Genomic DNA, 25,366 nt, shown 5'->3' with positions numbered 1-25,366 from the left:
AGAAGGGAAATGGAAAAAAAGGTTTTGGTTGTAATACCGGTACAGGAAAGACATAAAGAAAAACTGGAGAAAGCAGGAAAAGGATGCAGATTTATCTATTCTTCACCAACGGAGGTGGAAGAGTCTGTGATTGCCGATGCAGAGTTCATCATCGGCAATGTTCCGGCAGAAAAAATCAGGGCATCGAATCGACTGGAGTTTTTGCAGTTGAACTCTGCAGGAGCGGATCCATATGTAATACCTGGGATCTTAAGTGACGGAACTATTTTGACGAATGCAACCGGAGCATACAGTAAAGCTGTTGCGGAGCATATGTTTGGTATGATGTTCATGTTACAGAAAAAGCTGCATCTTTACCGGGATGCACAGGCGAGAACTGAATGGACAGATGAGGGAACGGTAGTATCTATTACAGATGCAACGGTGCTGGTTGTCGGCCTGGGGGATATCGGACTTCATTTTGCTCGTATGGCAAAAGCACTGGGAGCTTATACACTTGGCATAAAACGCAGAAAATGTGAATGTCCAGACGGAGTGGATGAATTATATACGACGGAGCAGCTGGATGAAGTATTGCCGAGAGCAGATGTAATTGTTTCATTTTTGCCGGGAACAAAGGAGACGCATCACATTTATACAAAAGAAAGGTTTGCGTTGATGAAAAAGCAGGCAATCTTTTTGAATGGAGGAAGAGGAAGCGCCGTTGACACGGATTTATTATATGAAGTTCTTAAGAATCATCAGATCATGGCGGCAGGGATTGATGTAACGGATCCGGAACCTCTTCCTGCAGAACATCCGCTGTGGAAACAGGACAATGTGATGATCACACCTCATATTTCCGGACAGTATCATCTTCCGGAGACATTTGAACGGATTGTTGATATTGCGGCTGAGAATCTGGAAGCATACCTGAATGGCCGATCACTTAGGAATGTCGTTGATTTTGCGACCGGATATAAGAAATAATGATCATAAAATGTGTCTTGTTGCTAATATGACAAATGTTCAGAGGAAAGGAAGGCGTGCAATGAATCAGGCCGAAAGAAGAGACCGGGGGATGGCATACATCTCAGATGAACAGATTATGGAAGAGCAGAAAGCCTGCAGAAAAATTCTGCAGAGATTAAATACGGCAGATTGTTCTGATTTTGAAGGAATTGCGGAAATTGTAAAGGAACTGCTGGGGAAATCGGAAAATGCATTTATCAATCCGCCTTTTCACTGCGATTATGGATTTCATATCGAGGTTGGAAAGAATTTCTATGCGAACTATAACTGCACGATCTTAGATGTTGCGAGGGTAAAGATCGGAGATAACTGCCAGCTGGCACCGAATGTTGCAATCTATACGGCTGGGCATCCGGTGCATCCGGTATCCAGGAATTCCATGTACGAATATGGAATTGAAGTTACGATCGGAGATAATGTATGGATCGGAGGAAGCACTGTGATCCTTCCGGGAGTACATATCGGGAGCAATACGGTGATCGGAGCCGGAAGTGTAGTGACCAGAGATATTCCGGACTGGGTGGTGGCAGCAGGTAATCCATGCAGGGTGATTCGGAGTATTAAAGAAGAAGATAAAGAATATTATTACCGGGACAGAAAATTCGACGAAGAAGCCTGGAATGTCATCAAAGGTCTGGAAGAATAAAGTTGTAGAAAATACTTTCGCATCCGATGACGGGAAAACTCCGACTCTACTGACAGTATGGTGCATTTTTTAGAAAGATATGCCATAATTAACATATAACAGAGGAGGGAGGTCACGGCGATGATTGATGTGAAAAAAGTCGGACTGTTTATTGCCGAATGCAGAAAGTCTAAAAACTGGACGCAGAAGCAGCTTGGTGAAAAATTAGGGGTAACGGATCGTGCTGTTTCAAAATGGGAAACGGGGCGTTCTTTGCCGGATATATGTCTGATAGAAGATATCTGCAAATTATTTGATCTGCAGGTGAGTGAACTCCTCGCGGGAAGAAAAATAGAAGAAGAAGATTACAAAAAAGAAACGGAGCAGATGTTAATTCGGACGATCGGAGAAAATCAATTGTACGGATTTCAGGTCGTTCTTCACTTGTTGGAAATCAGTGCACTTCTGGCATTTTATGTTCCTTTTTTCCTTGCTCAGGGAGGGATCCCGAATATGACGGTGGAGAATGTTTTTTGCTGGCTTGCCGTGGTTCTTTTAATGGGTTGTACGATTTATCTGGATGCAAAGCTTCCGGCTAGAAGATATCGTTCCTCGAATATCTGGATTGAAGCATTGAATGCAGGTATAGCATTTCTTATTATGGTGTTTTACGTTTTTTATATTAATGATATTGCGGATATGATAAAACAAGGAGAAAGTGTCGAAGTACTGTACGCAACTGCGTTCATAGGATTGGCATTGGTAGTAGGGACGCGTGTTCTTGCAGTTTATAAAAGAAAAAGGGAAGAGGGATTATAAAATCGTATTATTGTATTATAATTGAATAAGATATTACAAGAAAAATGGAGAAAATTAGTTTATGGTAATAGTATAATACAAAAAATAAGCAAAGAGCCGACGGATGATGTCCGGCGTGATAAGGAGTATGTTATGAACAGAGCAGCAGGTATATTATTACCGATATCCAGCCTGCCATCAAAGTATGGAATTGGCTGTTTTTCAGAAAGTGCGTATCGTTTTGTAGATTGGATCAAAGAGGCCGGACAGACTTATTGGCAGATTCTTCCCCTGGGACCTACCAGTTATGGGGATTCTCCTTATCAGTCTTTTTCTACATATGCCGGCAATCCGTATTTTATCTGTCTGGAAACGTTGATTGAAGAAGGGGTCTTAACAAAGGAAGAGTGTGATGCGGCTGACTTTGGGGAGAAAGCAGATGATATCAACTATAAAAAAATGTACGACCATCGCTTTCCGCTTTTACGAAAAGCGTATGAAAGAAGTAATATCAGTGAGAATTCCGAGTATCAGAAGTTTGTAAAAGAGAATCAGTGGTGGTTATCTGATTATGCGTTATTTATGGCTCTGAAAGACTGGTTTGGCGGAGAAGCATGGACAGAGTGGCCGGAGGATATCCGTCTGAGATATGGATATTCTCTTGATTACTATCGGGAACAGCTGTATTTTGATATTGAATTTCATCAGTATCTTCAGTTTAAGTTTTTTGAACAGTGGTATCGGTTAAAGAGTTATGCGAACAGTAAGGGAATCCGGATTATCGGAGACATCCCGATTTATGTCGCAATGGACAGTGCAGATACCTGGTCTCATCCGGAACTGTTTCAGCTGGATGAGAATAACATGCCGACAGCAGTAGCGGGATGTCCGCCGGATGGATTCTCCGCAGATGGACAGCTCTGGGGAAATCCGTTGTATCGCTGGGATTATCATAAAAATACAGGATATCAGTGGTGGGTTACCAGACTGTGGTATTGTTTTAAGCTTTATGATGTGGTAAGAATTGATCATTTCCGTGGATTCGATGAGTATTTTTCGATTCCGTTTGGAGCGAAGACTGCTGCAGGAGGACATTGGGAGAAGGGTCCCGGAATTGAGTTGTTCCGCCAGGTGGAGCAAAGCCTCGGATGGCATGAGGTCATCGCGGAAGATCTTGGATATATGACAGATTCTGTGCGGCAGCTCGTAAGAGAAAGTGGCTTCCCGGGCATGAAGGTGCTGGAATTTGCTTTTGATTCCCGTGATTCGAGTTCGGCGAATGACTATCTTCCGCACAATTATCCGGAAAATTGCGTAGCTTATACGGGAACGCATGATAATGAGACGATTAATGGATGGCTGGACAGTATTACGAAGGAAGAACTGGCATCCGCAAGAGATTATCTCTGCGATCATTATACACCGAAGAAATGGCTGCACAGATCATTTGTTGCTCTGGCTATGAGAAGCAATGCCAGAACCTGCATCATTCCGATACAGGATTACCTGGGAATGAATAATAAAAGCAGAATCAATCAGCCGTCTACGATAGGAACAAACTGGCGCTGGAGACTGACCGTGGAAAATCTGTCGGAGGAACTTCAGGAAGAGATACTTAAGACTACAAAGATATATGGACGAATGAACTGGAATTAGAGAGACGGGAGGTCAGTTGACCTCCCGCCTTTTATCTGTATTTCTTTTTCATGGAGAATCCGCGCCCACTGACTTCATTGACGCGGCTGACTACCATAAAGCTTTCCGGGTCAATGGAGTGAACCAGTCTTTCAACCTTGGGGAGCTCGCGCTTAGAGATTACGCTGAGTAATACCTGAGTCTTTTCGTGAAAGTAACCGCTTTCGCCATCCAGTAAAGTCACTCCGCGGTCAATCTGTTCCAGGATTGCATTTCGGATTTCGTCAGATTTCTGACTGACAATCTTAAGTTCGGTTCTTGTTGTACCAATCAGCAGCAGCTTATCCAGTACAATCGTGTATATCATAACTAATACGATACCGTACAGTATATTTTCTGCCGGGCGAAACAGAGCCTGTCCTAACAGTATGAGGACATCAAAGGCATACATGCTGCCGGAGACGGGAATCCGAAAAGCCTTATGCAGAATCAGAGGAGGAATATCCATACCCCCGGTAGATGCACCGGAACGAATGACAATTCCGAGTGCGATTCCGATTCCAAGTCCGGAAAAGATGGTGCACAACAGCAGATCGTCCGTTATGATGTAGTCTCCAAATACATGGTCAAAGATCTCCAGTGCGAATGGATAGAGAAAAGTGCTGGCCAGAGTTGTGGCAGCAAATTGCCGGCCGAGGATCAGATAGCCTGCAATTAACATAAGGACATTAAAAGCAAGCACAAACTGTGTGACGGAGACCCCGAAGAAATGCTGGATCGTAAGTGCGATTCCGGTGGTTCCTCCCGTTACAAGGCCGGATGGAAGCAGGAATAATTTTACTGTCAGTGCATACAGAAAATTACCGACAATTACAAAGGACAAAGAAGATAACATTTGAAAAAAATCTTGTTTTTGTTTCATGAAAAGACCTCCAGAGTTTTGAAAATAAAAAACACGTTTGTCAGAGAGATTTTCCCTAACAAACGTGGATCAAGGCATTGCCTAATACACGATTATTATATCGGCAACCAGCCTGTTCGTCAAGAATGATAGAAAAATTTGACGGATGGAGGGTGTATGTAAAAAAATGAAATGGAATTACCCGATGAATTTGTTCAGAAAGCCTTGAAAATGAAAAGATTGGGCGTAGATATAAAACAATCGTGACAATGCCCGATTTTTATAAAAAATTGAAGAAACATATGAAGAAATTCCGGGGAAAAAGGGTGTATAGTTCGCAAAATGTCTTATACACCCAATCCCCAAAATGGAAGAGTAAAAGAGAGCAGAAGAGTCACAATCTGACAATGTGGCAGATTCAAATCTGCTATCTTTCCCAGAACTGTGCCCAGGAAGGTGTCAGTACGCCTTCGTGTATGCGGATTGGTTCCGGATAAGTCTGTCCTTTCAGGTCGAGCTCTACGTGATCTATGATCTCCGGTTCTACAGGGGTATTCACCACGAGACCGGGAATCGGGAAGTCCTCTACCGGTCGGATATCTACATGTTCCAGACGAAGGATTTCCTCAAGCCCGGATATTACTTTCCCGAATACCGGATAATGGCCCTTGTGTTCCGGGCAAGGTCTCAGAGGAAAGAAAAATTCACATCCGGCTTCGCCAAGGTTGTCATATCCACCCATACACACACTTCCGACTTCTGAATCCAGAGGTGTAATCTCAGGATGAAGCTCATACTCAAATGGTATCAGGTATTGTCCTTCTTTTTTGCGAAATCCGGTATAGCTCATGTCAACCCAGTGACCAGGAACGATTCGCTCGATCGGATGTCCGTCAAAGACGCCATGGCTGGCGGCATAGATAAAGCTGGAAACTGTGTTTGGTGCGACTTTCGGAAAGAGTTCAATCACGATGCGGGATTTATTAGCCATATATATGGTTGCAGTCGGGTTCATACATAATTCTCCTTTTTTGTAGATATTTCTGGATTCATTATAAGATAGAGCAGGTGAGTTTGAAAGAGAAAAAAGAAAAAAATAACTCTTGACGAATACAAGGCATAAGAATATAACAGGGAATATCGAAAAGGCACTTTCATGAGTTGAAGTGTAAAAACGTGACGCTTTAATGCGAGAAAGAGGTATTCGCTGAGGAGGAAAGACAATGAAAAAGAAATTAGTATCAATTTTTATGGTAGCTGCAATGGTGCTTTCCATGACAGCATGCGGTGGCAATTCAGACAGTAGCGAGGAAGGGTCATCTGCAGAAGAATCTTCCGGTGAAGCATATAACATCGGTATCTGTCAGCTGGTTCAGCATGAAGCTCTTGATGCAGCAACACAGGGATTTGAAGATGCGCTCACAGAACTGTGCGGAGAAGGAAATGTAACATTTGATGAGCAGAATGCACAGGGCGAGCACAATATGTGTGCGACTATTATCAATCAGTTCGTGTCTGACAATGTTGATCTGATTCTTGCAAATGCAACGGATCCGCTTACAACAGCAGCAACTGCTACAGCAGACATTCCGATCATCGGAACTTCCATCACCGATTATGCAATAGCTCTTCAGATTGAAGACTGGACAGGAGCAACCGGTATTAACGTATCCGGAACAAGTGATCTGGCTCCGATTGATGAGCAGGAAGCAATGTTAAAAGAACTTCTTCCGGATGCCAAGACAGTGGGTATCCTGTACTGTTCCGCAGAGCCAAACTCCAAATATCAGGCAGAGAAGTTTGAGGAGGCTCTTGATAAGGACGGCATTGCATACAAAGAATATACAGCAGCTGATTCCAATGAGATTCAGTCCGTTGTTACAAGTGCTGTATCAGAAGTAGATGCAATCTATATTCCTACAGATAATACCATGGCAGCCAATACAGAGATTGTTAAAAATGTATGTGTACCTGCAGGAATTCCTGTCATCGCAGGTGAGCAGGGAATCTGTACCGGATGTGGTATTGCTACATTATCCATCAGCTACTACGATATCGGATACAGAGCCGGTGAAATGGCTTATGAAGTATTGGCAAACGGTGCTGATATTTCTACAATGGAAATTGAATTTGCACCTGAAGTAACAAAGATGTATAATAAAGAAATCTGTGATGAACTCGGAATCACAGTACCGGATGATTACGAAGCAATTGAAGCTGAATAATCAAAAAGAACAGAGATAATATGGAGTACGCCGCGGCAGATCTGCTTCGGCGTACTTAAGGTTATAAAAATAAGAAAAAAAAGAAAGGAACAAGATAAAATGGTGGCTTATTTTGCAGCATTAGATCCAATGACGCTGGTCCGTGCACTGCCGGGTAATGTGGCACAGGGTCTGATATGGGGAATCATGGGAAAAGCAAACCAGAGTATCGGAATCGGACAGAAAGGACTGGTGGCTTCCCTGAGATTTGTATCTGCACAAGACAGTTATTTGTTCTTTATTCGTTTGATCGTGATCTGCCTTGCACTGGTGGCAGTGGTGTACTGGATCTTCGGTACAGAGATCGGATCTGCGATCCGTGCGACCGGATGTAATGAGCAGATGGCCCGTGCACAGGGCATCAATACCAACTTTACAAAAGTAATTGCACTTATGATCTCAAATGGACTGGTGGGTCTGTGCGGAGGAATCTATGCACAGTATCAGGGATCTGCGGATGTGAACTTCGGACGTGGAGCAATTGTCATCGGTCTTGCAGCCGTGATTATCAGCGAAGTCATATTTGGAAAGCTGTGTGCAGGCAAAAAAATTGCATTTGCATATACACTTGCTTCTTTATTTGTGGGTGCGATCCTGTATTACATAGCATATACACTTGTATTATGGCTGAAGATGCCGTCTGATTACATGAAGTTATTCTCTGCAATCGTTGTGGCAGTTTTCCTTGCAATTCCGTATCTGAAGGAAAAATATTCTACGAAACGCAGGAGGGCATAAGGCATGGCATATATGTTGGAAATCAAAGATCTTCATAAGACATTTAATAAAGGTACAATTAATGAAAAAGTTGCATTGGACGGAGTGGATCTTCAGCTGAATCCGGGAGATTTTGTTACGATCATTGGTGGAAACGGTGCGGGAAAATCCACGATGTTGAATGCGATTGCAGGAGTATGGCCGGTAGATCAGGGTAATATTATCGTAGACGGAGTAGATATTACAGATCTTCCGGAACATAAGAGAGCATCCTATCTTGGACGCGTATTTCAGGATCCGATGACCGGAACGGCAGCGACAATGTCAATCGAGGAGAATATGGCGATTGCCGCAAGACGTGGACAGAGACGTGGCTTGGGATGGGGAATTACCAAAAAGGAAAGAGAGGATTTCAGAGAACAGCTGAGAGAATTGGATCTTGGTCTGGAAGATCGCATGAGCAGTAAGGTTGGTCTGCTGTCCGGTGGTCAGAGACAGGCGATCACTCTTCTCATGGCAGCGATCAAAGAACCAAAGCTGCTTCTTCTGGATGAACATACAGCGGCACTTGATCCAAAGACGGCGGCGAAGGTACTGGCGCTTTCCGACCAGATCATTGAAGAGCATCATTTGACGGCTATGATGGTCACACACAACATGAAAGATGCGATTGCACATGGCAATCGTCTGATCATGATGCATGAAGGAAAGATCATCTATGATGTCAGCGGAGAAGAAAAGAAGAATCTGAAGGTGGCAGATCTTCTTCGGAAGTTTGAAGAGGCAAGTGGCGGTGAGTTCGCAAATGATCGTATGATGCTTGCAAATTAAGCAGAATAGAATGTAAAAATAGGAGGCGCTTCTCAAGGCAAGGTGACTTGGGAGGCGTCTTTTTATGCAAAATGAAAAGACAGACTCCGGAGAACCTGTCTTGCTGCATCTTTCTTAGAATCGAATGCTCTGATGGGCATATACAATATATTTTACTTCTAATATCCTCTTTTTTCACTTTTATTTAGAATGTTTCAATTTGTTTGTACTATAATTGGGCAAGCTTTGCATAATCTCATATCAATGCCCAATTATAGGCATATTTTTAATTACACCCTCAGGTTTATTGGGGTGAATCGTTCAACTTTTTTCAATACGCCCAAAATGCATATCCTGGTATCGAGCCATGATGTCGGCATTTTCTCCAGCTTATCCAATTAATAATCAGTTGCCGGTTTTCTGCTATTTACAATAGTCCTGTTTTTTCTTTCAGTATTTCATACATTTTTCTGGAAACAGGTACAGATATTCCATACTTTTCTGCCTCGCGTACAATATATCCGCTGAAGGTATCCAGCTCTGCCTGCAGTCCCGCGCGGATATCCCGCTGCAGAGAGCTGGTAGCATCGTCGGCATAGTCGTTGTGGAATTTGTCGATGATGATCTCGATGTGTTTTGGGCGGATGTTTACTTGCTTGGCAAGAGCGATCTGGTAGGCTTCCTGTACGAGAGCCTCATATTCTGCAGTTTTTTCAGGATCTGCGCGCAGCTCGCCGATGGTATTGTCATAGGCTGCGGTTGCAACATTATAAGCGCAGTTTAAGATGTACTTTCTCCAGATGGCCTGTTCAATGTCAGGAGCACATTTGTGATCAATGCCTGCACCTGTAAGAATGTCGGAAACCTCGGATACAGCCTGTGCCTGTAAAGCATCGGCATTTTTAATTCCTATGTACAGATTGGCAAACTTACCCTGCTGTGTAATGGAATAGTCGGTGTTGGCAAATGCAACGATATAGATCAGAGAATCTACAACCGTTCCTTTGTGCAGAATGTTTCGGATCCGGTCTCCAGGATCAGTTCCGTTCATAACAGGAATGATCACAGTATGATCCGTGACGGCATGCGCAATGCTCTGACATACTTCTTCCAGAGAGTAATTTTTTACACAGACAAAGATGTAGTCCTGCTCTTCCATATCTTCTACAGTGACAATCTTTTCCGGAAAAGCGGTAATCTCTCCGTTATAGTCACTATGAAGGACCAATCCGTGATTCTGAAGGGATTCCTTTCGTTTTCCTCTGGCCGCCAGTGTAACGTGCGGATAGTGCTTTGCAAGCATTCCGGCCATGTATCCGCCGACTCCACCGATGCCGACAACGGCGATCTTTTTATCTGTTAATAATGTCTGATTCATATTTTTTTCACTCCTTTTCCGCTTTATTGTACTACATCGACAGCGAAAATGTACAGGAAAAGAATCACCCTTCAAGAAAGAGGTTGAAAAATCTTTGTTTTCCATATATATTTTTAGGGTGAGCAACTGTGAAAATAGTTTATAATTCAAAAGTAATAAGGATGGTCATCTTATGAAAAAAGATACATTAACGATTACAAAACCGGGTATGGTCTGCGCTGTAGCTCTGCTGTGCTGCCTGCTCTGGGGAAGTGCATTCCCGAGTATCAAAATAGGATACCGACTTTTTGAGATTGCAGAAAGTGATTCGATGTCACAGCTTCTGTTTGCAGGATACCGGTTTTCACTGGCGGGAATCATGGTGATCGTGATTGGCAGCTTTATGAGCGGACGTATTCTGTGCCCGAAATGTTCTTCCTGGTCGATGGTGATCAGGCTTGGAGCGGTGCAGACGATCTTTCAATATGTTTTTTTCTATATGGGACTGGCACATACAACAGGGGTGAAGTCTTCGATCATTACCGCCTCCAATGTGTTCTTTGCTATTTTTTTGTCAGCAGTGGTCTTTCGTGAAAAGATTACTCCCGGCAAAATGACAGGCTGTATCATCGGATTCGCAGGGGTTGTGCTGATCAATCTTACAGGTGCCGGAATCGATCTGAATCTGTCATTTGCAGGAGAAGGAGCCATTATGCTGTCGGCGTTTGCGTCTGCGTTATCTTCGGTATTGATCAAACGGTATTCGGCGAAAGAAGATACATTTACCCTGTGCGGTTATCAGTTTTTGTTTGGCGGAGTTGTGCTTTCTGTGATCGGACTTGCCGGCGGCGGCAGGGTGAGTGGTTTTACAGCTGCGTCAGCAATACTTCTTGCATACATGGGCCTGATATCTGCGGTTGCATACTCGCTCTGGAGTCTGCTGCTTTCCTGTAATCCGGTAGGAAAAGTAGCGATCTTCGGGTTCAGTAATCCGATGTTTGGAGTGATTCTGTCAGCATTATTGCTGGGAGAAAAGAATCAGGCATTCACTATTCGGGGAGTAACAGCTCTGTTTCTGGTGTGTGTCGGCATCTGTATGGTGAATAAAAGTCAGAGTGCTTAGACTGGAGACAGGGATGGATATTAAGATAATTTCGGATATTACTTGTAAATCGTCTGAACAGTCTGCTATAATAGATTCAATGTTGCATGTTCCGGGCGGGGGCATGAATGAGAATATGGTATGGAAAGTGATGACACATGGAAAATAATAATTTGTTTGCGGAGCTTCCGAAGGGATCCATCTCAGAGATCCTCGTGAAGAGAATTACGGATGCGCTGATCAGCGGTGAACTGAAGCCGGGAGACAAGATCCCAACAGAAGTGGAATTCAGTGAAAAGCTTGGGGTAAGTCGTAACGCAGTCAGAGAGGCGCTGAAGGTCCTGGTTGCTTTTGGTGTTCTTGAGATCCGTCGTTCGGAGGGAACCTTTGTTGTGGAAGAATACAATAATAAGCTGCTGGATCCGCTGTTGTACGGACTGATTCTGTCAGAACATTCGATGGAGGAGCTTCTGGAAGTGAAGATTGCAGTTGCAAATTCAGTGTTGTATCTGGCAATTCTGAATGCCTCCGACGAAGAGGTACGTAAGCTTAGAGAGTACGGACTGGAATTTCAGAAGATTATGAATGAAGAGCCTGCGGATATTGAGGGAATGTATCAGGCAAGTAAAAGATTTAACGAATATCTGAGTGAGATCTCCAAGAACCGCATGCTGTATCAGCTGGACAGTATTGTGCGAAAGATTGCATCGTTTACCAGACACAAGGCAATCGAAGTATCTGTTGAGAGGAATATGCTGAATGCACTTCCGGATAATTATCTGAAAGAGGTGGATATTCTGGAGGCAAGAGATAAGAAAGCAATTGCGGACTTCATGGACGAGCGACTGAGATTGTGGCAGGAGTTGTTATTATAGAGTTTTTGAAAAACGCAATACGGATACGAATTGATAAAAAAATAGCAAAAATGTTAAAAAATAAACACAAATAACCTTGGGAAATTGTACAAAATGCACAATTTTTTGAGGTTATTTTTTTATGTAATGCCGATTGAAATGATATGTACAATGTAGTACATTGTACATATAACGTTTAGAGCTTACGCTTAAGGAGGAGTCGAAATGGAAGCAAAGGAATATGTATTAGATCTCATTCAGAAGGGAAGAGTTGCACAGCAAGAATTTGAACAGTTCTCACAGGAAGATGTAGATAAAGCAGTACGTGCTATCGGAAAGATCATCTATGACAACGGAGAGATGCTGGCAAAGATGGCTGTAGAAGAGACACGTATGGGTGTCTATGAAGATAAGATCAAGAAAAACAAAGGAAAAGCAAAAGCCGTATGGGCAAAATTAAAAGGTGTTAAGAGCCGTGGAATCATCGAGTATGATGATGCAGAAGGTATTGTAAAGGTTGCGAAACCGATTGGTGTAATCGGTGTTGTATCTCCGACAACAAACCCGACCATGACACCGATGCAGAATGCAATGATCGCATTAAAAGGTGGTAATGCAATTATCGTTGGACCACATCCACGTGCAAAGAAGACAGGTGTTGAGACTGTTAACTTAATGAGACAGGCTTTAAAAGAGGTTGGAGCTCCTGAAGATCTGATCCAGATCGTACCGGAACCGACCGTTGAAATCTCTGGTCTGATCATGTCAGAATGTGATGCATGTATCTCTACTGGTGGTCCTGGAATGGTAAAAGCTGCATACTCAAGCGGAAAACCGGCATTCGGTGTTGGAGCTGGTAACGTTCAGACACTGGTTGACAGAGATGCTGATATTGCAGACGTAGCTCAGAAGGTTGTAGTAAGCCGTATCTATGATAACGGTGTTCTCTGTACCTGTGAGCAGTGTGTACATGTTCCGGCTGAGAAGTATGATGAGCTGGTAGCAGAGCTTGTAAAACTGGGTGCTCACTATATCAGCGAGCCTGCAGATGTAGATGCTTTAAGAAAGGGTATGTTCCCGACAGGCGCTATCAATAAAGATGTTGTTGGTGCATCACCGGCATTTATCGCTAAGACAGCAGGACTTGAGTGTCCGGAAGAAGCAAAACTGCTTCTTGTTAAGATCGAGAAATATGGTGCTGACGAATACCTTGCAAAAGAGAAACTTTGCCCGGTACTTGCAATCAGAGCTTATGACACATGGGAAGAGGCTGTAGATGTAGCTGTTACAAACCTGAAGAACGAGGGTGCAGGACACAGTGCAGTTGTTCACTCCAATACAAAAGAGCATGTGGAATATGCAGCAGAGTTACTTCCGGTATCTCGTGTTGGTGTTAACATGATCGGATCATCCGGACTTGGCGGAGGACTTGACAACGGTCTGAATCCGACAGCTACTCTTGGATGCGGAACATGGGGCAATAACTCTATCTCTGAGAACTTATGGTGGCATAATCTTGTTAACATCGCAAGAATCGCATATAGATTACCAGACAAACCGATCCCGACAGACGAAGAGATCTGGGCAGAATAGGCAGCACAGGAGACTGGATTATGATTCGTAGTTTTGAAGAATTAATTGAGAAAGTACAGAATGGGGAGCCACAGACGTTGTCTGTGGCTGTTGCCCAGGATGCAGACGTTCTTATGTCCGTCTGGAATGCATATCAGAACCGCATTATTAAAGGTGCATATCTGGTAGGAAATGAAAAAGAGATCCGGGAAATTGCGGCAGAACATGAGATTGACCTGTCAAAATTTGAAATCGTAAATGAGGAAGAAAAACCGGAAGCATGTGCAACGGCAATTAAGCTGGTAAGAGAAGGAAAGGCTTCTCTTCCGATGAAGGGATTTGTTGATACTTCAGTTGCACTGAAGGCTTTACTGAATAAAGAGTATGGACTTCGTACAGGAAATCTGATCTGCCATGTGGGACTGATGGAGGTTCCTGGATTTGACCGGATGTTCTTACTCAGTGACTCTGCCATGACGATTGCGCCGACATTGGAGCAGAAAGTGGATCTTATCAAGGCATGTGTTGACATTGCACACGCAATGGGTAATGAGAATCCGAAGGTTGCAGTTCTCTGTGCCGTAGAAAAGGTAAACCCGAAGATGCCTGCAACACTGGATGCTGCAGAGCTTACCAGAATGAATGAAGAAGGCGAGATTACCGGATGTATGGTAAAAGGACCTCTTGCAATGGACAATGCAGTTTCTGTGGAGGCTGCACATCACAAGGGAATCGATCATCCGGTAGCCGGAAATGCAGATATTCTGATCACACCGGATATCGAAGCCGGAAATATTCTGAATAAGTCAATGGAATATTTTGCAAAATGCAGAAAAGCCGGATGTATTATGGGCGCTGCCAAACCAATGGTACTTACTTCACGTGCAAGTTCTGATGAGTCCAAGATGAATTCTATTGCACTTGCGGTTCTTGCAGCGCAGGAAATGAATAAGAATTAAGGAGCAATTTTATGTATCGAGTGATTGTATTAAATCCCGGATCAACCTCAACAAAGGTAGCGCTGTACGAGGATGATAAGAAGATTTTTTCAGAAAATATTGCACATCCTGCCAGTGATCTGGCGGTATTTCCGAATATCGTAGATCAGCTTCCTTACCGTAAGGAGATCATTATCAAGACTCTTCAGGAAAAGGGAGTAGATCCGCATACGGCAGATGCGTTTTCTGCAATCTGTACCGGTTTGTTGCCGATGGATGGCGGCGTATATGAGGTAAATGATAAGATGTATGCCGATGGCCAGGTAGGACCGGGAAGTAAGCATCCTGGTAACCTTGGACCGCTTCTTGCGAAAGATTTTGCAGAAGAGTTTGAGGGACGCGCATTTATTGTAGATGCAAGCAGCGTAGACGAATTTGAGGAAGAAGCCCGTATGACGGGATTTGCTGAACTTTTACGTACCAGCCGCGGTCATCCGCTGAATCAGAGAGCAGCTGCAAGAAAATATGCAGCTGACTGTGGAACCCCATATGAAGAATTGAATCTGATCGTGGCACACCTTGGAGGTGGAATCTCTGTCAGTGCACACTGCCAGGGAAGAATGATTGATACGGTCGACAGCACACGTGGTGAAGGACGTATGGCTCCGACCAGAAGTGGAACAGCACCGCTTGCAGATGTTGTAGAGATGTGCTATTCCGGAAAATATACAAAGCAGGAAATGTTTACCAAGATCATGAAGACCGGAGGATGGGTTGCCCACCTTGGAACTTCAGATGCGATCGAGGTAGAACGCAGGATAGAAGAGGGTGATCAGTTCGCTGAACTGGTATATCGTGTAACTGCTTACCAGATTGCAAAAGATATTGCGGCAATGGCATCCGTAATGAAAGGTAAAGTGGATGCGATCATTCTGACAGGCGGAGTTGCATACTCTGATATTATGGATGAAATGATCAGAGAGCGTGTCGAATTTATTGCACCGGTAAAATTATATCCGGGTGAATATGAGATGGATGCGCTGGCAGCAGGTGCAATTCGTGTCCTGGAAGGAAAAGAGGAACCAAAATCCTATACCGGAGAGCCGGTATTCCCGGGTTTTGATGTTCTGTATAAGAGATAAAGGATTGACGCCCGCCGCCGCAGACGGCGGGCGAATCTTAATATTAGATAGGAAATGAGGATAAAAAGATGACATTCATGCATTATATAGGGGCGGCTCTGGTTATTCTGATTATCATAGGAGTCGGTGTATATTCAGGAAAACAGGTAAAATCTGCTTCAGATTATGATGGTGGACATAACGCTTCCGCAGGGCTGGTTATGGGAGCGATTATCGGAACTCTGGTTGGGGGTTCTTCCACGATAGGAACTGCTCAGCTGGCATATACATATGGATTTTCTGCATGGTGGTTTACACTGGGCGGAGGTATCGGAGTACTGGTTCTTGGTCTTGCGTTTGCAAAGCCGTTATTCAACAGTGAAATCACGACTCTTCCGCAGTTGTTTGCCAGAGAATACGGAGAAAAGAGCAGTACAGTCATGGCTCTTTTGAACTCTCTTGGAACATTCTTAAGTATTGTGGCACAGATTTTATCCGGTGTTGCTTTGATCACAGCAGTAAGTTCACTGTCTCCGATTGTCGGTACGATCCTGACGATTGTATTAATGCTTGCTTATGTATTATTCGGCGGCTCATTGGGAGCAGGATACGTAGGAATTGTTAAGACGATATTGATGTATGTATCTGTCGGTGCCTGTGGTATTCTGGCAGTTGCAGTTTCAGGAGGATTTGGAACATTCTGGAGTAATCCGGAATTACCGCATGCGACATATTTTAATCTGATCGCAAGAGGTGCGACGGTAGACCTGGGAGCAGGAATCTCCTTATTACTTGGTGTATTAACGACACAGTCTTATATCACAGCCATACTTTCAGCAAAAAATCTGAAAGTATCGAAAAGAGGAGCGCTTCTCAGCGCAGTTCTGATTCCGATCATTGGCGTGGCAGGAATCTTTGTAGGTATGTATATGAGACTGAATTATCCGGATATTGATACGAAGATGGCTCTTCCACTGTTTATTCTGGATCATATGCCGCCGTTAGTCGGAGGTATTATGCTTGGAACACTTCTGATTGCAGTAGTGGGAACCGGAGCAGGACTTGCACTTGGAATGTCTTCCATCTTCTGCCGGGACATTTATAAAGTATATGTTAATAAGAATGCCTCTCCGGAAAAGTCACTGCAGGTGACCAGAATGATTATTGTAGTGATTCTGGTTGTATGTGCGATCTTCAGTCTTGGAGATCTCGGAGATCTGATCCTGGGATGGAGCTTCATGTCCATGGGACTTCGTGGATCTGTAGCATTTATACCGCTCTGCACGGCATTATTCATGCCTGGAAAGATCCCGCCGAAATATGCGATGGCTTCCATGATTGCAGGACCGGTATTTACCCTGATCGGAAAATTCATATTACCTGCTACGATAGATTCTCTGTTTTTGGGAATTGCAGTGACGATCGTCATTACGGCAGCAGGATACATAACCAATCAATCAAAAAAATAATATTCAATACGGTATATAAAAATTTCCACAAGAACGCTTCGACGCTAAATCGCTTACCTCAGCTTATCTTGTGGATATTTTTTTATGCCAGAATTGTATATTATAGTGTAAAGACGCTTCCCTACTGCCTCCTTTGCAGGCAGAGAGGCAGTTCCAGTCCATTTTCTTCCAGAAGGTTCTGGTCGTTCAGAATAGCAGAAGTATCTCCATCAGCTGCAATCCGGCCATTGCTGAGCAATATCGTGCGGTTACAGGTATCCAGGATCAGGTCAAGATCATGGGATGCTATGATCTTGAGATGATCGAACTGATTCAGTATGTGGATCAGGTTTCTACGGTTCTTTGGATCCAGTGCAATGGATGGTTCATCCATCAGGATAATGTCCGGAGTCATGGAGAGAATGGTTGCAATGGAGACCAGTTTTTTTTCGCCGCCGGACAGCTTGTAGATTGGCTTATCCTTCAGGGAAGTAATGTGTACGGCATCCAGAGCCTGAAGAACTCTCCTTTGAACCTCGGATTCAGACAGGCCATAGTTTCGTGGCGCGAAAGCAATGTCCTCATATACCGTCGGCATAAACAGCTGGTTGTCAGAATCCTGAAAGACGTATCCGATACGCTCGCGGATCTTTGGAAGCGTATCCTTCTCAACAGGTATTTCTTCCACCCGGATACTTCCGCTATAGTTCAGATTCAGGCCGACCAGAAGTTTTAAAAGTGTAGACTTTCCGACGCCATTGGCTCCGATCAGACCGATAGAATCATGCTCATGTGCGGTGAAGCTGATATGGTCTAATATCTTTCGACCTTTTTCGTATTCAAATGAAACATCTTCCAGGTCTATATGTATATGACTCATGGATTGGTTTTCCTCCTGTTCTAACAATGTTTTATGGCAGCAAATACAGCGGTCCAAAGCAGAAGATAGATAATGTCCTGCGTTCGGAGTCTTTTTTTCTGCCCATAATAAAATTCTCCGGTATAGCCTCTCATAACCATACTTTCATATAATGCGGATGCCCGGTCCATACTTCGAAGAAGAAGTCCTCCAACGAGAGATCCCCAGGCTTTGATGTGGATTCCCCTCTGACCCGGAGCCCGAAGGGAATAAGCCTCCATGATCTTTTCAGCTTCTGTAAGAAGCAGAGAGATGTAACGGTAGGTCAGCAGGAGCTGTGTGACCAGAATAGTGGGGATATGGAGCATTCGGAGGGCATAACAGATACTTTCCAGGCTGGTGGATGCAATCAGAAGATAAGACGACAGTATACACAGAAAGCCTTTCAGCATAAGTGTAGCCATGGAAATCATTCCGGCGGTAATGATGAATCCTCCAATGGTAAAAGCAGGCTGTCTGTCAAGGAAGGGATTAATGATACCGACCAGGCAGACAAAGGGCAGCACAATCCGGAGGCTCCGGATGCTGTATACAAAAGAAAGGTCTCCGATCATGAACAGAACGACAGGATAGACTGCCATCAGAAGTACACCCGATAGATTATATCTGGAAAAAGAAACTGTAATGATAATGTAGAGCAAAGTTACAAGCAGTTTTACCAGTGGGTGCAGACGGTTCAGCCATGTGTCCCGCGCAGCTGACTCATCCATATGATATAGTTCTTTTACAGTTCCATTCATCTTACTCATGGTCGCGATCCCTTCTGTGTGTCTGGTCTTCGCGGAAGCGACTGTGGAAGAAACGGAAAAGATAACAGCCTCCGATGCATACAAATACGACGATAGCAGATCCAAGAATACCGGAAAAGGATGTTCCGATTGCCTGATCTGAATGTGAAAAAGCATAATCCGGAAACAGAGCTGTCTTCTCCTGTACCTTTGCCGCTGTCTCATATGCGGAGTTTTCGGCCGTGATCTCTTCAGAACCGGTCAGACGTTCTATGGACCATTCCAGACCATCCGGATATTGTGAAGCGATAAGAGAGAGGCATCCCCCAATCAGTACAGTGCAGATTCCGAGGACTGTCAATATCTTTTTTCGGCTCAGCCGGTTCTGAATCTCAGAAGAATTCCCGAATGTGAGCAATTCAGGCCGATTTTCATATATAAACAGCAGAACGGCCGAGGTGATCAGACCTTCGATGAATCCGATTGCCAGATGGATCGGCTGCATGGTTAAGACAAATGCGCGAAAAGGAAGAGCGGTTACACCGGAAAAATATGTCTCCAGTGTGACAGAAAGTGCGCCCAGCTGCAATGAAAGGATACAGCCAAGGACAGAAGCTGACATGATCTTTCTTTTGGACAGACCTTTCTGCATGAACGGTTTCCAGAATAAAAAATATCCCAGAAAGCACCCATAAAATGCCATGTTCCAGATGTTGCACCCCAGAGCCAGTAGTCCTCCGTCTGCGAACATCAGACACTGAATCAACAAAATGGTGATCATCGTGAGAAAAGAGGCATAAGGGCCCAAAAGTGCCGTAAGAAGCATCCCTCCACACAGATGTCCGCTGGATCCGGTTCCCGGAATGGTGAAGTTGATCATCTGGGCGGCAAATACAAATGCTCCCATAACGCCCATGACAGGAACCTTCTTCAGATCATTTTCAGATTGTACTTTTTTTATAGAATAGATGGCTGCCGCCGCAGAAACTGTATACATTGCAGCTCCGATCTGCGGTGATACCAAAGCATCTGCCATATGCATAAGAAACCTCCCTGAATGGACTACTTTCGCAGTGCCGTGATTCTTACATCATAGCAAGAAATGATAAAATATTCAACCTTCGCCGAGGTGAATTCCCATGTGGAGTGACAGAAGTGACTGGACGATCGTGAAATAAATTTTGGGGATTGACTTCTGCAAATGGCAGATGAATAATGTTGATATTGGGATTTCATGAAAAGGACGGAGGAGAATGATGAAAAGAAAGATGTTGAATAAACTGCTGATTGCCTTCCTGTTGTCTGCCAGCCTGTTTGTAACGGGATGTGGAGAAAAGACCACGGATGAGGTGTCTGATACAAATACAGAATCGACAGAAGAAGCGAATTCCGTGATTCCGGAGGAGGCGGAGAAAGAAACGCAGGAGGACATTGCGGATGTTGGTAATACAGAAGGAATCGCAGATGCTGAGGATGTGGATTCTGTTCCGGAATATGAGGGAGATGCCTATGTGACACTGAATCAGAATGAGCCGGAATTTGAGCAGGCAGATATGACAACCGAAGCATTTGAAGAGTACAGCGAACTGGATGATCTCGGGAGATGCGGAGAGGCATATGCGAATATCTGTCAGGAGATCATGCCGACAGAAGAGCGAGGTGCCATCGGAATGGTGAAGCCTTCCGGATGGCATACGGTGAAGTACAATGATCTGATCGACGGCAATTATCTGTATAACCGCTGTCATCTGATCGGATATCAGCTCGCAGGCGAGAATGCGAATGAGGAAAATCTGATCACCGGAACAAGGTATCTGAATGTAGAAGGCATGCTGCCATTTGAAAATATGGTTGCAGACTTTGTGGAAGAGACCGGATATCATGTACTTTACAGGGTTACGCCGGTGTATGAAGGAGATGATCTGGTTGCGGTAGGCGTACAGATCGAGGCTTTGTCTGTTGAAGATGAGGGCGAGGGAATCTGCTTTAATGTGTATTGTTACAATGTACAGCCGGGAATTACGATAGATTATTCCGACGGAGAAAGCAGCAGATCGGAACATGCGGAGGAAGAAGTCAGACTGGCGGAAGAGAAAAAAGAGGAAAGACGGGGCGATCAGGAAACGCAGGCGTCGGTTCAGGAAAAAGCGGTGTCTGGGGAGACGGTGTCTGAGGAGACAACGTATATTCTGAATACGAATACAAAAAAATTCCACAGACCGGACTGCGGAAGTGTTGATACCATAAAAGAACAGAATAAAAAAGAAGTGGCACAGAGCCGTGAGGAACTGATAAAAGAAGGATACGATCCCTGTGGAAGATGTAATCCATAGTGTGTGACAAGATATACAGAGGACAGTATAGAAAGGCAGGAGAATGTGAAGATGAGTATCAGACATATATTATTTGATCTGGACGGGACCTTGCTTCCCATGGTACAGGATGAATTCGTGTCTTATTATATGCCGCTGCTTGCGAAGGCATATATTGCGAATGGAGTTCCGGTAGAACCGAAACCGTTTATTGAGGCAGTGTGGAAAGGGTATTATGCCATGGTAAAAAATGACGGAAGCTGTACAAATGAAGAGGCATTCTGGAAGGCCATGGAGGGAAAGCTCCCGGTGGATGGAGAAAAATCAGCAAAGATTGCACTGGAATTTTACGGAAATGAATTTAATCGGGCAAGTGTCACAACTTCACCGACACCGCTGGCGAACCAGATTGTAAAGACGGCAAAGAGAAAAGGAATTCAGGTGTATCTTGCGACAAATCCTGTATTTCCGCGTTGTGCGACGATGAACAGGATCCGCTGGGCCGGACTTCAGGCAGAAGATTTCCGGATCATTACGACCTATGAAGACCAGTGTTATTGTAAGCCGAACGTAGAATATTTCCGGGGAATTCTGGAGCAGTTTCAGCTGGATCCGGCCGAATGTCTGATGGTTGGCAATGATGTGGAGGAAGATCTGGCGATCCGTGCACTCGGTGTTAAGACATTTCTTCTGACGGATACTGTGGAAAATAAAAAGGGACTTGAATATGAGACAGATTATGCGGGGGCGATGGGCGAACTGCTCGCATTTGTCGATTCATTATAAATCAATGCTCCGGTGCGAGGCTGTAGACCGGTGTTCCGGATCGATGCGGAAAAAAGAAAGGGTAATGGACATATGATAATCAGAAATGCAACAATCGAGGATGTAAAAGCCGTGACGGAGGTAGAGGCAGTCTGCTTCCCGGCAGCAGAAGCTGCAACAGAACAGGAATTTCGGGAGCGTTTGACGGCATATCCGGAATGTTTCTGGCTGCTGTATGACGGGGATGTACTGATAGGATTTGTGAATGGGATGGCTACAGATGAGGCGGATCTGACGGACGAGATGTATGCAAAAGCAGATATGCATGATCCGGACGGAAGATGGCAGATGATCTTCGGTGTCAATACCATTCCTGAATATCGCAGGCAGGGATGCGCGGAAAGGCTCTTAAGACGGGCAATTGCAGATGCGAAAGAACGCGGAAAAGCAGGTCTCGTTCTGACCTGCAAGGACAAACTGATGCATTATTATGCAAAGTTTGGCTTTGAAAATGAAGGCGTATCTGAGTCGGTACACGGAGGAGCTGTCTGGTATCAGATGCGCCTGACCTTTGAAAAAGATAATGGGACAGGGAATTCTTAAAAAAGAATCACGAAAATGACATGTTACATTGCCTGGATCATAGATGAATACTATAATTATAGAAAATATATTTACATAATCTATAAAAGGAGAAGGAACAATCTTTCCGGGAATGTGCGACATGCATTGTCATTCGGTTACTGGTACAGTCAGCCGGACAGCTTTAATTATAATGAACAGATGATCATGCTCTATGCGCTGCAGCATGCGCAGGCGGCATTTACCAAGGGAATTACGAGTGTGCGTGACTGTTATTCACCGCACGGAGTCTGTCGCAGCCTGAAGCTTGCAGAAAGCAAAGGCTTTATCACGATTCCGAGGATCACACATGTGGGAGAGGGAATGTGTATGAGCGGCGGCCATTGCTGGGACGAAGTGGTACAGGTGGATGGCCCGTGGGAGATTCGTAAAGAGATCCGTAAGCAGGTAAGAGATGGGGCAGAATGGGTCAAACTGCTTTCCAGCCACAGATCCCATATTCCGGAATATACACAGGAAGAACTGGATGCGGCAGTGGATGAATGTCACAGAAGGGGAATCAAGTGCGTGGTTCATGCAGGAACACATCCGACGATTCAGATGTGTATTGATGCCGGATTTGATACTATCGAACACGGAACCTTCCTCAAAGTAGAACAGGCACAGCAGATGAAAGAAAAAGGAATCGCATGGACACCGACAATATTTGCCTATACATATCTGTATGAGACCTGTAAGAAGAACATTGAAGAAGGAAACGCAGACGTATTCAGTGATCCGGTAGCGGCAAAAGAGCAGAGAGACTTTGCGTTCTATCAGCCGGCATATGAGGCGTATCGTGATAATTTCAAAAAGCTTTACGATACAGGTGTTACGGTATGTACCGGAAGTGATATGGTTATGTACGGTGCTCCGGTATTGCCGGTGCAGCAGGAACTGACCTACATGGTGAAATATGGAATCACACCTGTCCAGGCAATTCAGACCGCAACGGCGAATCCGGCAAAGGTTCTGGGAAAAGAAGAAGAACTGGGAATGATCAAAGAAGGACTGATTGCTGATATTGTTGTTGTAGATGGTGATCTGAGCCAGGATATTAACTGCATATTTAATACAAACACCGTATTCCTGGGAGGCAAAAAAGTCTATGAACAGGGCGTAAGATACGTTTAAGACAGGCCCTCATTTTTGAGTGATTTTATAAAATTGTAAGATATAACCGCTTGTTTTTGTGGCATAGGAGGACTATAATAAGTTCAGTTAACAGAAATCATTCAAAAAAAGGAGAGATAACTTATGAAATATGTATGTGACGTATGCGGATGGGAATATGATGAAGAAGCCGGATATCCAGAAGGCGGAATCGCACCGGGAACCAAGTGGGAAGATGTACCGGAAGATTTTGTATGCCCACTGTGTCAGGTGGGAAAAGACGAGTTTTCAGAAGCTTAGATCTATATGATATGATCAGGAAAAGACCTGCGATACAATTGTATGGCAGGTCTTTTTACGTGGAAGAAAATTCCTGTTGGTTTCTCATAGATTTTCGCCATTTTGCTGAATGGTTTCCTGATACCAGTAAGCACTGTCCTTTGGAATCCGTTTTTGGTTACGATAATCAATATAGACCAGTCCGAAACGCTCTTCGTATCCACTGTGCCATTCATAATTATCGGTAAATGCCCAGTGCAGGTAGGCCAATACCGGGATTCCTTCTGCACATGCCTGGCGAAGTTCCCTCAGATAACGATGCAGGAAATCAATCCGATCCGGGTCGTGGACTTTTCCATCCAGATAGATCTTGTCATTGCAGCTCAATCCATTCTCGGATATGATCATCGGAAGATGATAACGGTCATAGATCAGCCGTGGTCCCCAGTAGAGAACTTCTGGAGTTACCGGCCATTTGAGTGCCGTTCGTGGATAGCCTGGATATTTTTCGGTAATCTGATAGATTCCATTTTCGTCCAGGTGCATTTCATGCCCGTTGTAAATATTCAAAGCAATAAAATCCAGTGGCTGTGAGATAATCTTTAAGTCATCGTCAGATACGCCTTTGGAACAGGATGCCCACGGAGAGTCCGGATCGTCTGGATAATGTCCCAGACAGAGCGGATCCAGGAACCACTGGTGATTGAAAAACCATCCGGGATTCTCAGAAGCAGGAAGCGATTGAAAGCTTGCGTTTTTTGCTTCTTGAGGAATCTCATTTTGTTTTTGGTTCGGATAAGTAAGATTTCCGGTGGATGCAGCGCCAATCTGTGCATCCGGTATATGGTTTCGGATTGCCTGGCATGCAAGCCCGTGAGCAAGCATCAAATGATGCCAGGAGATAAACATTTCTTTTTCGGAAAGAGGAATGCCGGGAGCATGATTGGCAAATCCATGTCCCATTCCGATAATACACTGTGGTTCATTGATCGTAAGAAAGCGTGTAACGCGTCCTTTGAAATGAGAGGCGATCAGGTCACAGTAATCGGCAAATGCATAAGCTGTCTTACGGTTCATCCATCCTCCCTCATCCTGTAAAGCCTGTGGAAGATCCCAGTGATACAGGGTGATCCATGGTTCGATCCCTCGCCGGATACATCCATCTACCAGGCGGTCATAATAATCCAGCCCGTTGGGATTGATCGTTCCGGTCCCTTTTGGGAGGATACGGGACCAGGCAATACTAAAACGGTAATGCCTGATTCCGAAGTTGTGCATAAGATCCAGATCGGTTTCATACCGATGATATGCATCGCAGGCAATATCGCCGGTATGTCCGTTATATGTTTTCCCTGGGATATGACTAAATGTATCCCAGATGGAAAGGCCTCTTCCATCTTCATAGGCGGCGCCTTCAATCTGATAAGCAGCACTTGCTGTGCCCCACATAAATGTTTCTGGAAATTTCATGATAGC

The 25,366-nt window shown here is 44.4% G+C and carries 25 protein-coding genes; 18 read left to right on the top strand and 7 right to left on the bottom strand.

The genetic code is table 11. From position 1 onward, the window contains the following. Positions 1 to 9: 9 nt before the first annotated feature. From ABE547_RS04145 to malQ, 4 genes are all read left to right on the top strand, one after another. A complete protein-coding gene (locus ABE547_RS04145) occupies positions 10 to 969 on the top strand; it encodes a D-2-hydroxyacid dehydrogenase (protein WP_347377565.1) in 960 nt (319 codons plus the stop codon). 61 nt (positions 970 to 1,030) lie between these two features. Then, positions 1,031 to 1,657, top strand: a complete 627-nt coding sequence (locus tag ABE547_RS04140; RefSeq protein ID WP_235247941.1) for a sugar O-acetyltransferase — start codon at positions 1,031 to 1,033, stop codon at positions 1,655 to 1,657. A gap of 120 nt (positions 1,658 to 1,777) precedes the next feature. Next, complete coding sequence (locus ABE547_RS04135; RefSeq protein ID WP_347377564.1) at positions 1,778 to 2,455, top strand: helix-turn-helix transcriptional regulator; 678 nt, start codon at positions 1,778 to 1,780, stop codon at positions 2,453 to 2,455. A 132-nt stretch (positions 2,456 to 2,587) separates the two neighbouring features. Then, positions 2,588 to 4,090 (top strand): 4-alpha-glucanotransferase, encoded by a 1,503-nt coding sequence (malQ, locus tag ABE547_RS04130; RefSeq protein WP_347377563.1) that lies wholly within the window; start codon positions 2,588 to 2,590, stop codon positions 4,088 to 4,090. Between the two features lie 31 nt (positions 4,091 to 4,121). Here the strand turns inward: malQ and ABE547_RS04125 are convergent, their stop codons facing one another. Together ABE547_RS04125 and ABE547_RS04120 are read right to left on the bottom strand one after the other, a co-directional pair. Next, a complete protein-coding gene (locus ABE547_RS04125) occupies positions 4,122 to 4,991 on the bottom strand; it encodes a YitT family protein (protein ID WP_347377562.1) in 870 nt (289 codons plus the stop codon). A gap of 406 nt (positions 4,992 to 5,397) precedes the next feature. After that, on the bottom strand, positions 5,398 to 5,985 hold the full coding sequence (locus tag ABE547_RS04120; RefSeq protein ID WP_347377561.1) for a peptidylprolyl isomerase: 588 nt from the start codon (positions 5,983 to 5,985) through the stop codon (positions 5,398 to 5,400). A 208-nt stretch (positions 5,986 to 6,193) separates the two neighbouring features. Between ABE547_RS04120 and ABE547_RS04115 the strand changes: the two genes are divergently transcribed. The 3 genes from ABE547_RS04115 to ABE547_RS04105 all read left to right on the top strand — a co-directional run bounded on the left by ABE547_RS04115 (position 6,194) and on the right by ABE547_RS04105 (position 8,782). Further along, positions 6,194 to 7,195, top strand: a complete 1,002-nt coding sequence (locus tag ABE547_RS04115; protein ID WP_347377560.1) for an ABC transporter substrate-binding protein — start codon at positions 6,194 to 6,196, stop codon at positions 7,193 to 7,195. A gap of 99 nt (positions 7,196 to 7,294) precedes the next feature. Then, positions 7,295 to 7,972: a hypothetical protein gene (locus ABE547_RS04110; protein ID WP_347377559.1), complete on the top strand. Its 678-nt coding sequence runs from the start codon at positions 7,295 to 7,297 to the stop codon at positions 7,970 to 7,972. 12 nt (positions 7,973 to 7,984) lie between these two features. Further along, positions 7,985 to 8,782: an ABC transporter ATP-binding protein gene (locus ABE547_RS04105; RefSeq protein WP_347377658.1), complete on the top strand. Its 798-nt coding sequence runs from the start codon at positions 7,985 to 7,987 to the stop codon at positions 8,780 to 8,782. 406 nt (positions 8,783 to 9,188) lie between these two features. On the opposite strand, the gene ABE547_RS04100 is transcribed toward ABE547_RS04105, so the two are convergent. Continuing rightward, entirely contained in the window at positions 9,189 to 10,139 is a 951-nt protein-coding gene (locus ABE547_RS04100) for a 2-dehydropantoate 2-reductase (RefSeq protein ID WP_347377558.1), read from the bottom strand. 172 nt (positions 10,140 to 10,311) lie between these two features. Between ABE547_RS04100 and ABE547_RS04095 the strand changes: the two genes are divergently transcribed. From ABE547_RS04095 to ABE547_RS04070, 6 genes are all read left to right on the top strand, one after another. Next, a complete protein-coding gene (locus tag ABE547_RS04095) occupies positions 10,312 to 11,241 on the top strand; it encodes a DMT family transporter (protein WP_347377557.1) in 930 nt (309 codons plus the stop codon). 137 nt (positions 11,242 to 11,378) lie between these two features. Continuing rightward, positions 11,379 to 12,095 carry a GntR family transcriptional regulator gene (locus ABE547_RS04090; protein ID WP_347377556.1) on the top strand — a complete coding sequence of 239 codons (717 nt, stop codon included), beginning with the start codon at positions 11,379 to 11,381 and terminating at the stop codon, positions 12,093 to 12,095. A 204-nt stretch (positions 12,096 to 12,299) separates the two neighbouring features. Next, entirely contained in the window at positions 12,300 to 13,667 is a 1,368-nt protein-coding gene (locus ABE547_RS04085) for an aldehyde dehydrogenase family protein (protein WP_347377555.1), read from the top strand. Positions 13,668 to 13,687: 20 nt separating this feature from the next. Continuing rightward, positions 13,688 to 14,605, top strand: coding sequence for a phosphate butyryltransferase (locus ABE547_RS04080; RefSeq protein ID WP_347377554.1), 918 nt, complete (start codon positions 13,688 to 13,690; stop codon positions 14,603 to 14,605). 11 nt (positions 14,606 to 14,616) lie between these two features. Next, positions 14,617 to 15,726 carry a butyrate kinase gene (gene buk / locus ABE547_RS04075; protein ID WP_347377553.1) on the top strand — a complete coding sequence of 370 codons (1,110 nt, stop codon included), beginning with the start codon at positions 14,617 to 14,619 and terminating at the stop codon, positions 15,724 to 15,726. A 68-nt stretch (positions 15,727 to 15,794) separates the two neighbouring features. Continuing rightward, the gene (locus tag ABE547_RS04070; protein ID WP_347377552.1) at positions 15,795 to 17,174 is read left to right on the top strand and encodes a sodium:solute symporter family protein; all 1,380 of its coding nucleotides are present in this window, start codon (positions 15,795 to 15,797) and stop codon (positions 17,172 to 17,174) included. Between the two features lie 121 nt (positions 17,175 to 17,295). On the opposite strand, the gene ABE547_RS04065 is transcribed toward ABE547_RS04070, so the two are convergent. From ABE547_RS04065 to ABE547_RS04055, 3 genes are read right to left on the bottom strand one after another with little or no spacing between them, the layout of a single operon-like run. Beyond that, the gene (locus ABE547_RS04065) at positions 17,296 to 18,033 is read right to left on the bottom strand and encodes an ABC transporter ATP-binding protein (protein ID WP_347377551.1); all 738 of its coding nucleotides are present in this window, start codon (positions 18,031 to 18,033) and stop codon (positions 17,296 to 17,298) included. 20 nt (positions 18,034 to 18,053) lie between these two features. Continuing rightward, positions 18,054 to 18,821: a cobalt ECF transporter T component CbiQ gene (cbiQ, locus tag ABE547_RS04060; protein WP_347377550.1), complete on the bottom strand. Its 768-nt coding sequence runs from the start codon at positions 18,819 to 18,821 to the stop codon at positions 18,054 to 18,056. Continuing rightward, positions 18,814 to 19,842: an energy-coupling factor ABC transporter permease gene (locus ABE547_RS04055; RefSeq protein WP_347377549.1), complete on the bottom strand. Its 1,029-nt coding sequence runs from the start codon at positions 19,840 to 19,842 to the stop codon at positions 18,814 to 18,816. Before ABE547_RS04055 ends, cbiQ begins: the two co-directional genes overlap by 8 nt. 211 nt (positions 19,843 to 20,053) lie before the next feature. On the opposite strand from ABE547_RS04055, the gene ABE547_RS04050 reads away from it, so the two are divergent. The 5 genes from ABE547_RS04050 to ABE547_RS04030 all read left to right on the top strand — a co-directional run bounded on the left by ABE547_RS04050 (position 20,054) and on the right by ABE547_RS04030 (position 23,911). Next, positions 20,054 to 21,133, top strand: a complete 1,080-nt coding sequence (locus ABE547_RS04050; protein ID WP_347377548.1) for a DNA/RNA non-specific endonuclease — start codon at positions 20,054 to 20,056, stop codon at positions 21,131 to 21,133. Between the two features lie 51 nt (positions 21,134 to 21,184). Then, positions 21,185 to 21,898, top strand: a complete 714-nt coding sequence (locus ABE547_RS04045; RefSeq protein WP_347377547.1) for an HAD family hydrolase — start codon at positions 21,185 to 21,187, stop codon at positions 21,896 to 21,898. Between the two features lie 72 nt (positions 21,899 to 21,970). Further along, a complete protein-coding gene (locus ABE547_RS04040; RefSeq protein WP_347377546.1) occupies positions 21,971 to 22,480 on the top strand; it encodes a GNAT family N-acetyltransferase in 510 nt (169 codons plus the stop codon). A gap of 15 nt (positions 22,481 to 22,495) precedes the next feature. Further along, entirely contained in the window at positions 22,496 to 23,632 is a 1,137-nt protein-coding gene (locus ABE547_RS04035) for an amidohydrolase family protein (RefSeq protein WP_347377545.1), read from the top strand. Positions 23,633 to 23,755: 123 nt separating this feature from the next. Further along, positions 23,756 to 23,911 carry a rubredoxin gene (locus ABE547_RS04030; RefSeq protein WP_235249138.1) on the top strand — a complete coding sequence of 52 codons (156 nt, stop codon included), beginning with the start codon at positions 23,756 to 23,758 and terminating at the stop codon, positions 23,909 to 23,911. 84 nt (positions 23,912 to 23,995) lie between these two features. Here the strand turns inward: ABE547_RS04030 and ABE547_RS04025 are convergent, their stop codons facing one another. After that, complete coding sequence (locus ABE547_RS04025) at positions 23,996 to 25,360, bottom strand: GH1 family beta-glucosidase (protein ID WP_347377544.1); 1,365 nt, start codon at positions 25,358 to 25,360, stop codon at positions 23,996 to 23,998. Positions 25,361 to 25,366 lie beyond the last annotated feature (6 nt).

The organism is Dorea sp. YH-dor226, from assembly GCF_039832105.1.
Lineage (GTDB): Bacteria > Bacillota > Clostridia > Lachnospirales > Lachnospiraceae > Dorea_A.
The sequence above is the reverse complement of the archived record's forward strand: the minus strand, read 5'-3'. Positions and strand labels throughout refer to the sequence as shown.

Coding starts and splice junctions, on each gene's coding strand:
- malQ (WP_347377563.1), top strand. CDS start 2,588: ATGAACAGAGCAGCAGGTATATTATTACCGATATCCAGCCTGCCATCA.
- ABE547_RS04055 (WP_347377549.1), bottom strand. CDS start 19,842: ATGCATATGGCAGATGCTTTGGTATCACCGCAGATCGGAGCTGCAATG.
- ABE547_RS04115 (WP_347377560.1), top strand. CDS start 6,194: ATGAAAAAGAAATTAGTATCAATTTTTATGGTAGCTGCAATGGTGCTT.
- ABE547_RS04100 (WP_347377558.1), bottom strand. CDS start 10,139: ATGAATCAGACATTATTAACAGATAAAAAGATCGCCGTTGTCGGCATC.
- ABE547_RS04140 (WP_235247941.1), top strand. CDS start 1,031: ATGAATCAGGCCGAAAGAAGAGACCGGGGGATGGCATACATCTCAGAT.
- ABE547_RS04135 (WP_347377564.1), top strand. CDS start 1,778: ATGATTGATGTGAAAAAAGTCGGACTGTTTATTGCCGAATGCAGAAAG.
- cbiQ (WP_347377550.1), bottom strand. CDS start 18,821: ATGAGTAAGATGAATGGAACTGTAAAAGAACTATATCATATGGATGAG.
- buk (WP_347377553.1), top strand. CDS start 14,617: ATGTATCGAGTGATTGTATTAAATCCCGGATCAACCTCAACAAAGGTA.
- ABE547_RS04145 (WP_347377565.1), top strand. CDS start 10: ATGGAAAAAAAGGTTTTGGTTGTAATACCGGTACAGGAAAGACATAAA.
- ABE547_RS04045 (WP_347377547.1), top strand. CDS start 21,185: ATGAGTATCAGACATATATTATTTGATCTGGACGGGACCTTGCTTCCC.
- ABE547_RS04040 (WP_347377546.1), top strand. CDS start 21,971: ATGATAATCAGAAATGCAACAATCGAGGATGTAAAAGCCGTGACGGAG.
- ABE547_RS04035 (WP_347377545.1), top strand. CDS start 22,496: ATGACATGTTACATTGCCTGGATCATAGATGAATACTATAATTATAGA.
- ABE547_RS04030 (WP_235249138.1), top strand. CDS start 23,756: ATGAAATATGTATGTGACGTATGCGGATGGGAATATGATGAAGAAGCC.
- ABE547_RS04120 (WP_347377561.1), bottom strand. CDS start 5,985: ATGAACCCGACTGCAACCATATATATGGCTAATAAATCCCGCATCGTG.
- ABE547_RS04025 (WP_347377544.1), bottom strand. CDS start 25,360: ATGAAATTTCCAGAAACATTTATGTGGGGCACAGCAAGTGCTGCTTAT.
- ABE547_RS04125 (WP_347377562.1), bottom strand. CDS start 4,991: ATGAAACAAAAACAAGATTTTTTTCAAATGTTATCTTCTTTGTCCTTT.
- ABE547_RS04105 (WP_347377658.1), top strand. CDS start 7,985: ATGTTGGAAATCAAAGATCTTCATAAGACATTTAATAAAGGTACAATT.
- ABE547_RS04085 (WP_347377555.1), top strand. CDS start 12,300: ATGGAAGCAAAGGAATATGTATTAGATCTCATTCAGAAGGGAAGAGTT.
- ABE547_RS04080 (WP_347377554.1), top strand. CDS start 13,688: ATGATTCGTAGTTTTGAAGAATTAATTGAGAAAGTACAGAATGGGGAG.
- ABE547_RS04090 (WP_347377556.1), top strand. CDS start 11,379: ATGGAAAATAATAATTTGTTTGCGGAGCTTCCGAAGGGATCCATCTCA.
- ABE547_RS04065 (WP_347377551.1), bottom strand. CDS start 18,033: ATGAGTCATATACATATAGACCTGGAAGATGTTTCATTTGAATACGAA.
- ABE547_RS04110 (WP_347377559.1), top strand. CDS start 7,295: ATGGTGGCTTATTTTGCAGCATTAGATCCAATGACGCTGGTCCGTGCA.
- ABE547_RS04070 (WP_347377552.1), top strand. CDS start 15,795: ATGACATTCATGCATTATATAGGGGCGGCTCTGGTTATTCTGATTATC.
- ABE547_RS04095 (WP_347377557.1), top strand. CDS start 10,312: ATGAAAAAAGATACATTAACGATTACAAAACCGGGTATGGTCTGCGCT.
- ABE547_RS04050 (WP_347377548.1), top strand. CDS start 20,054: ATGATGAAAAGAAAGATGTTGAATAAACTGCTGATTGCCTTCCTGTTG.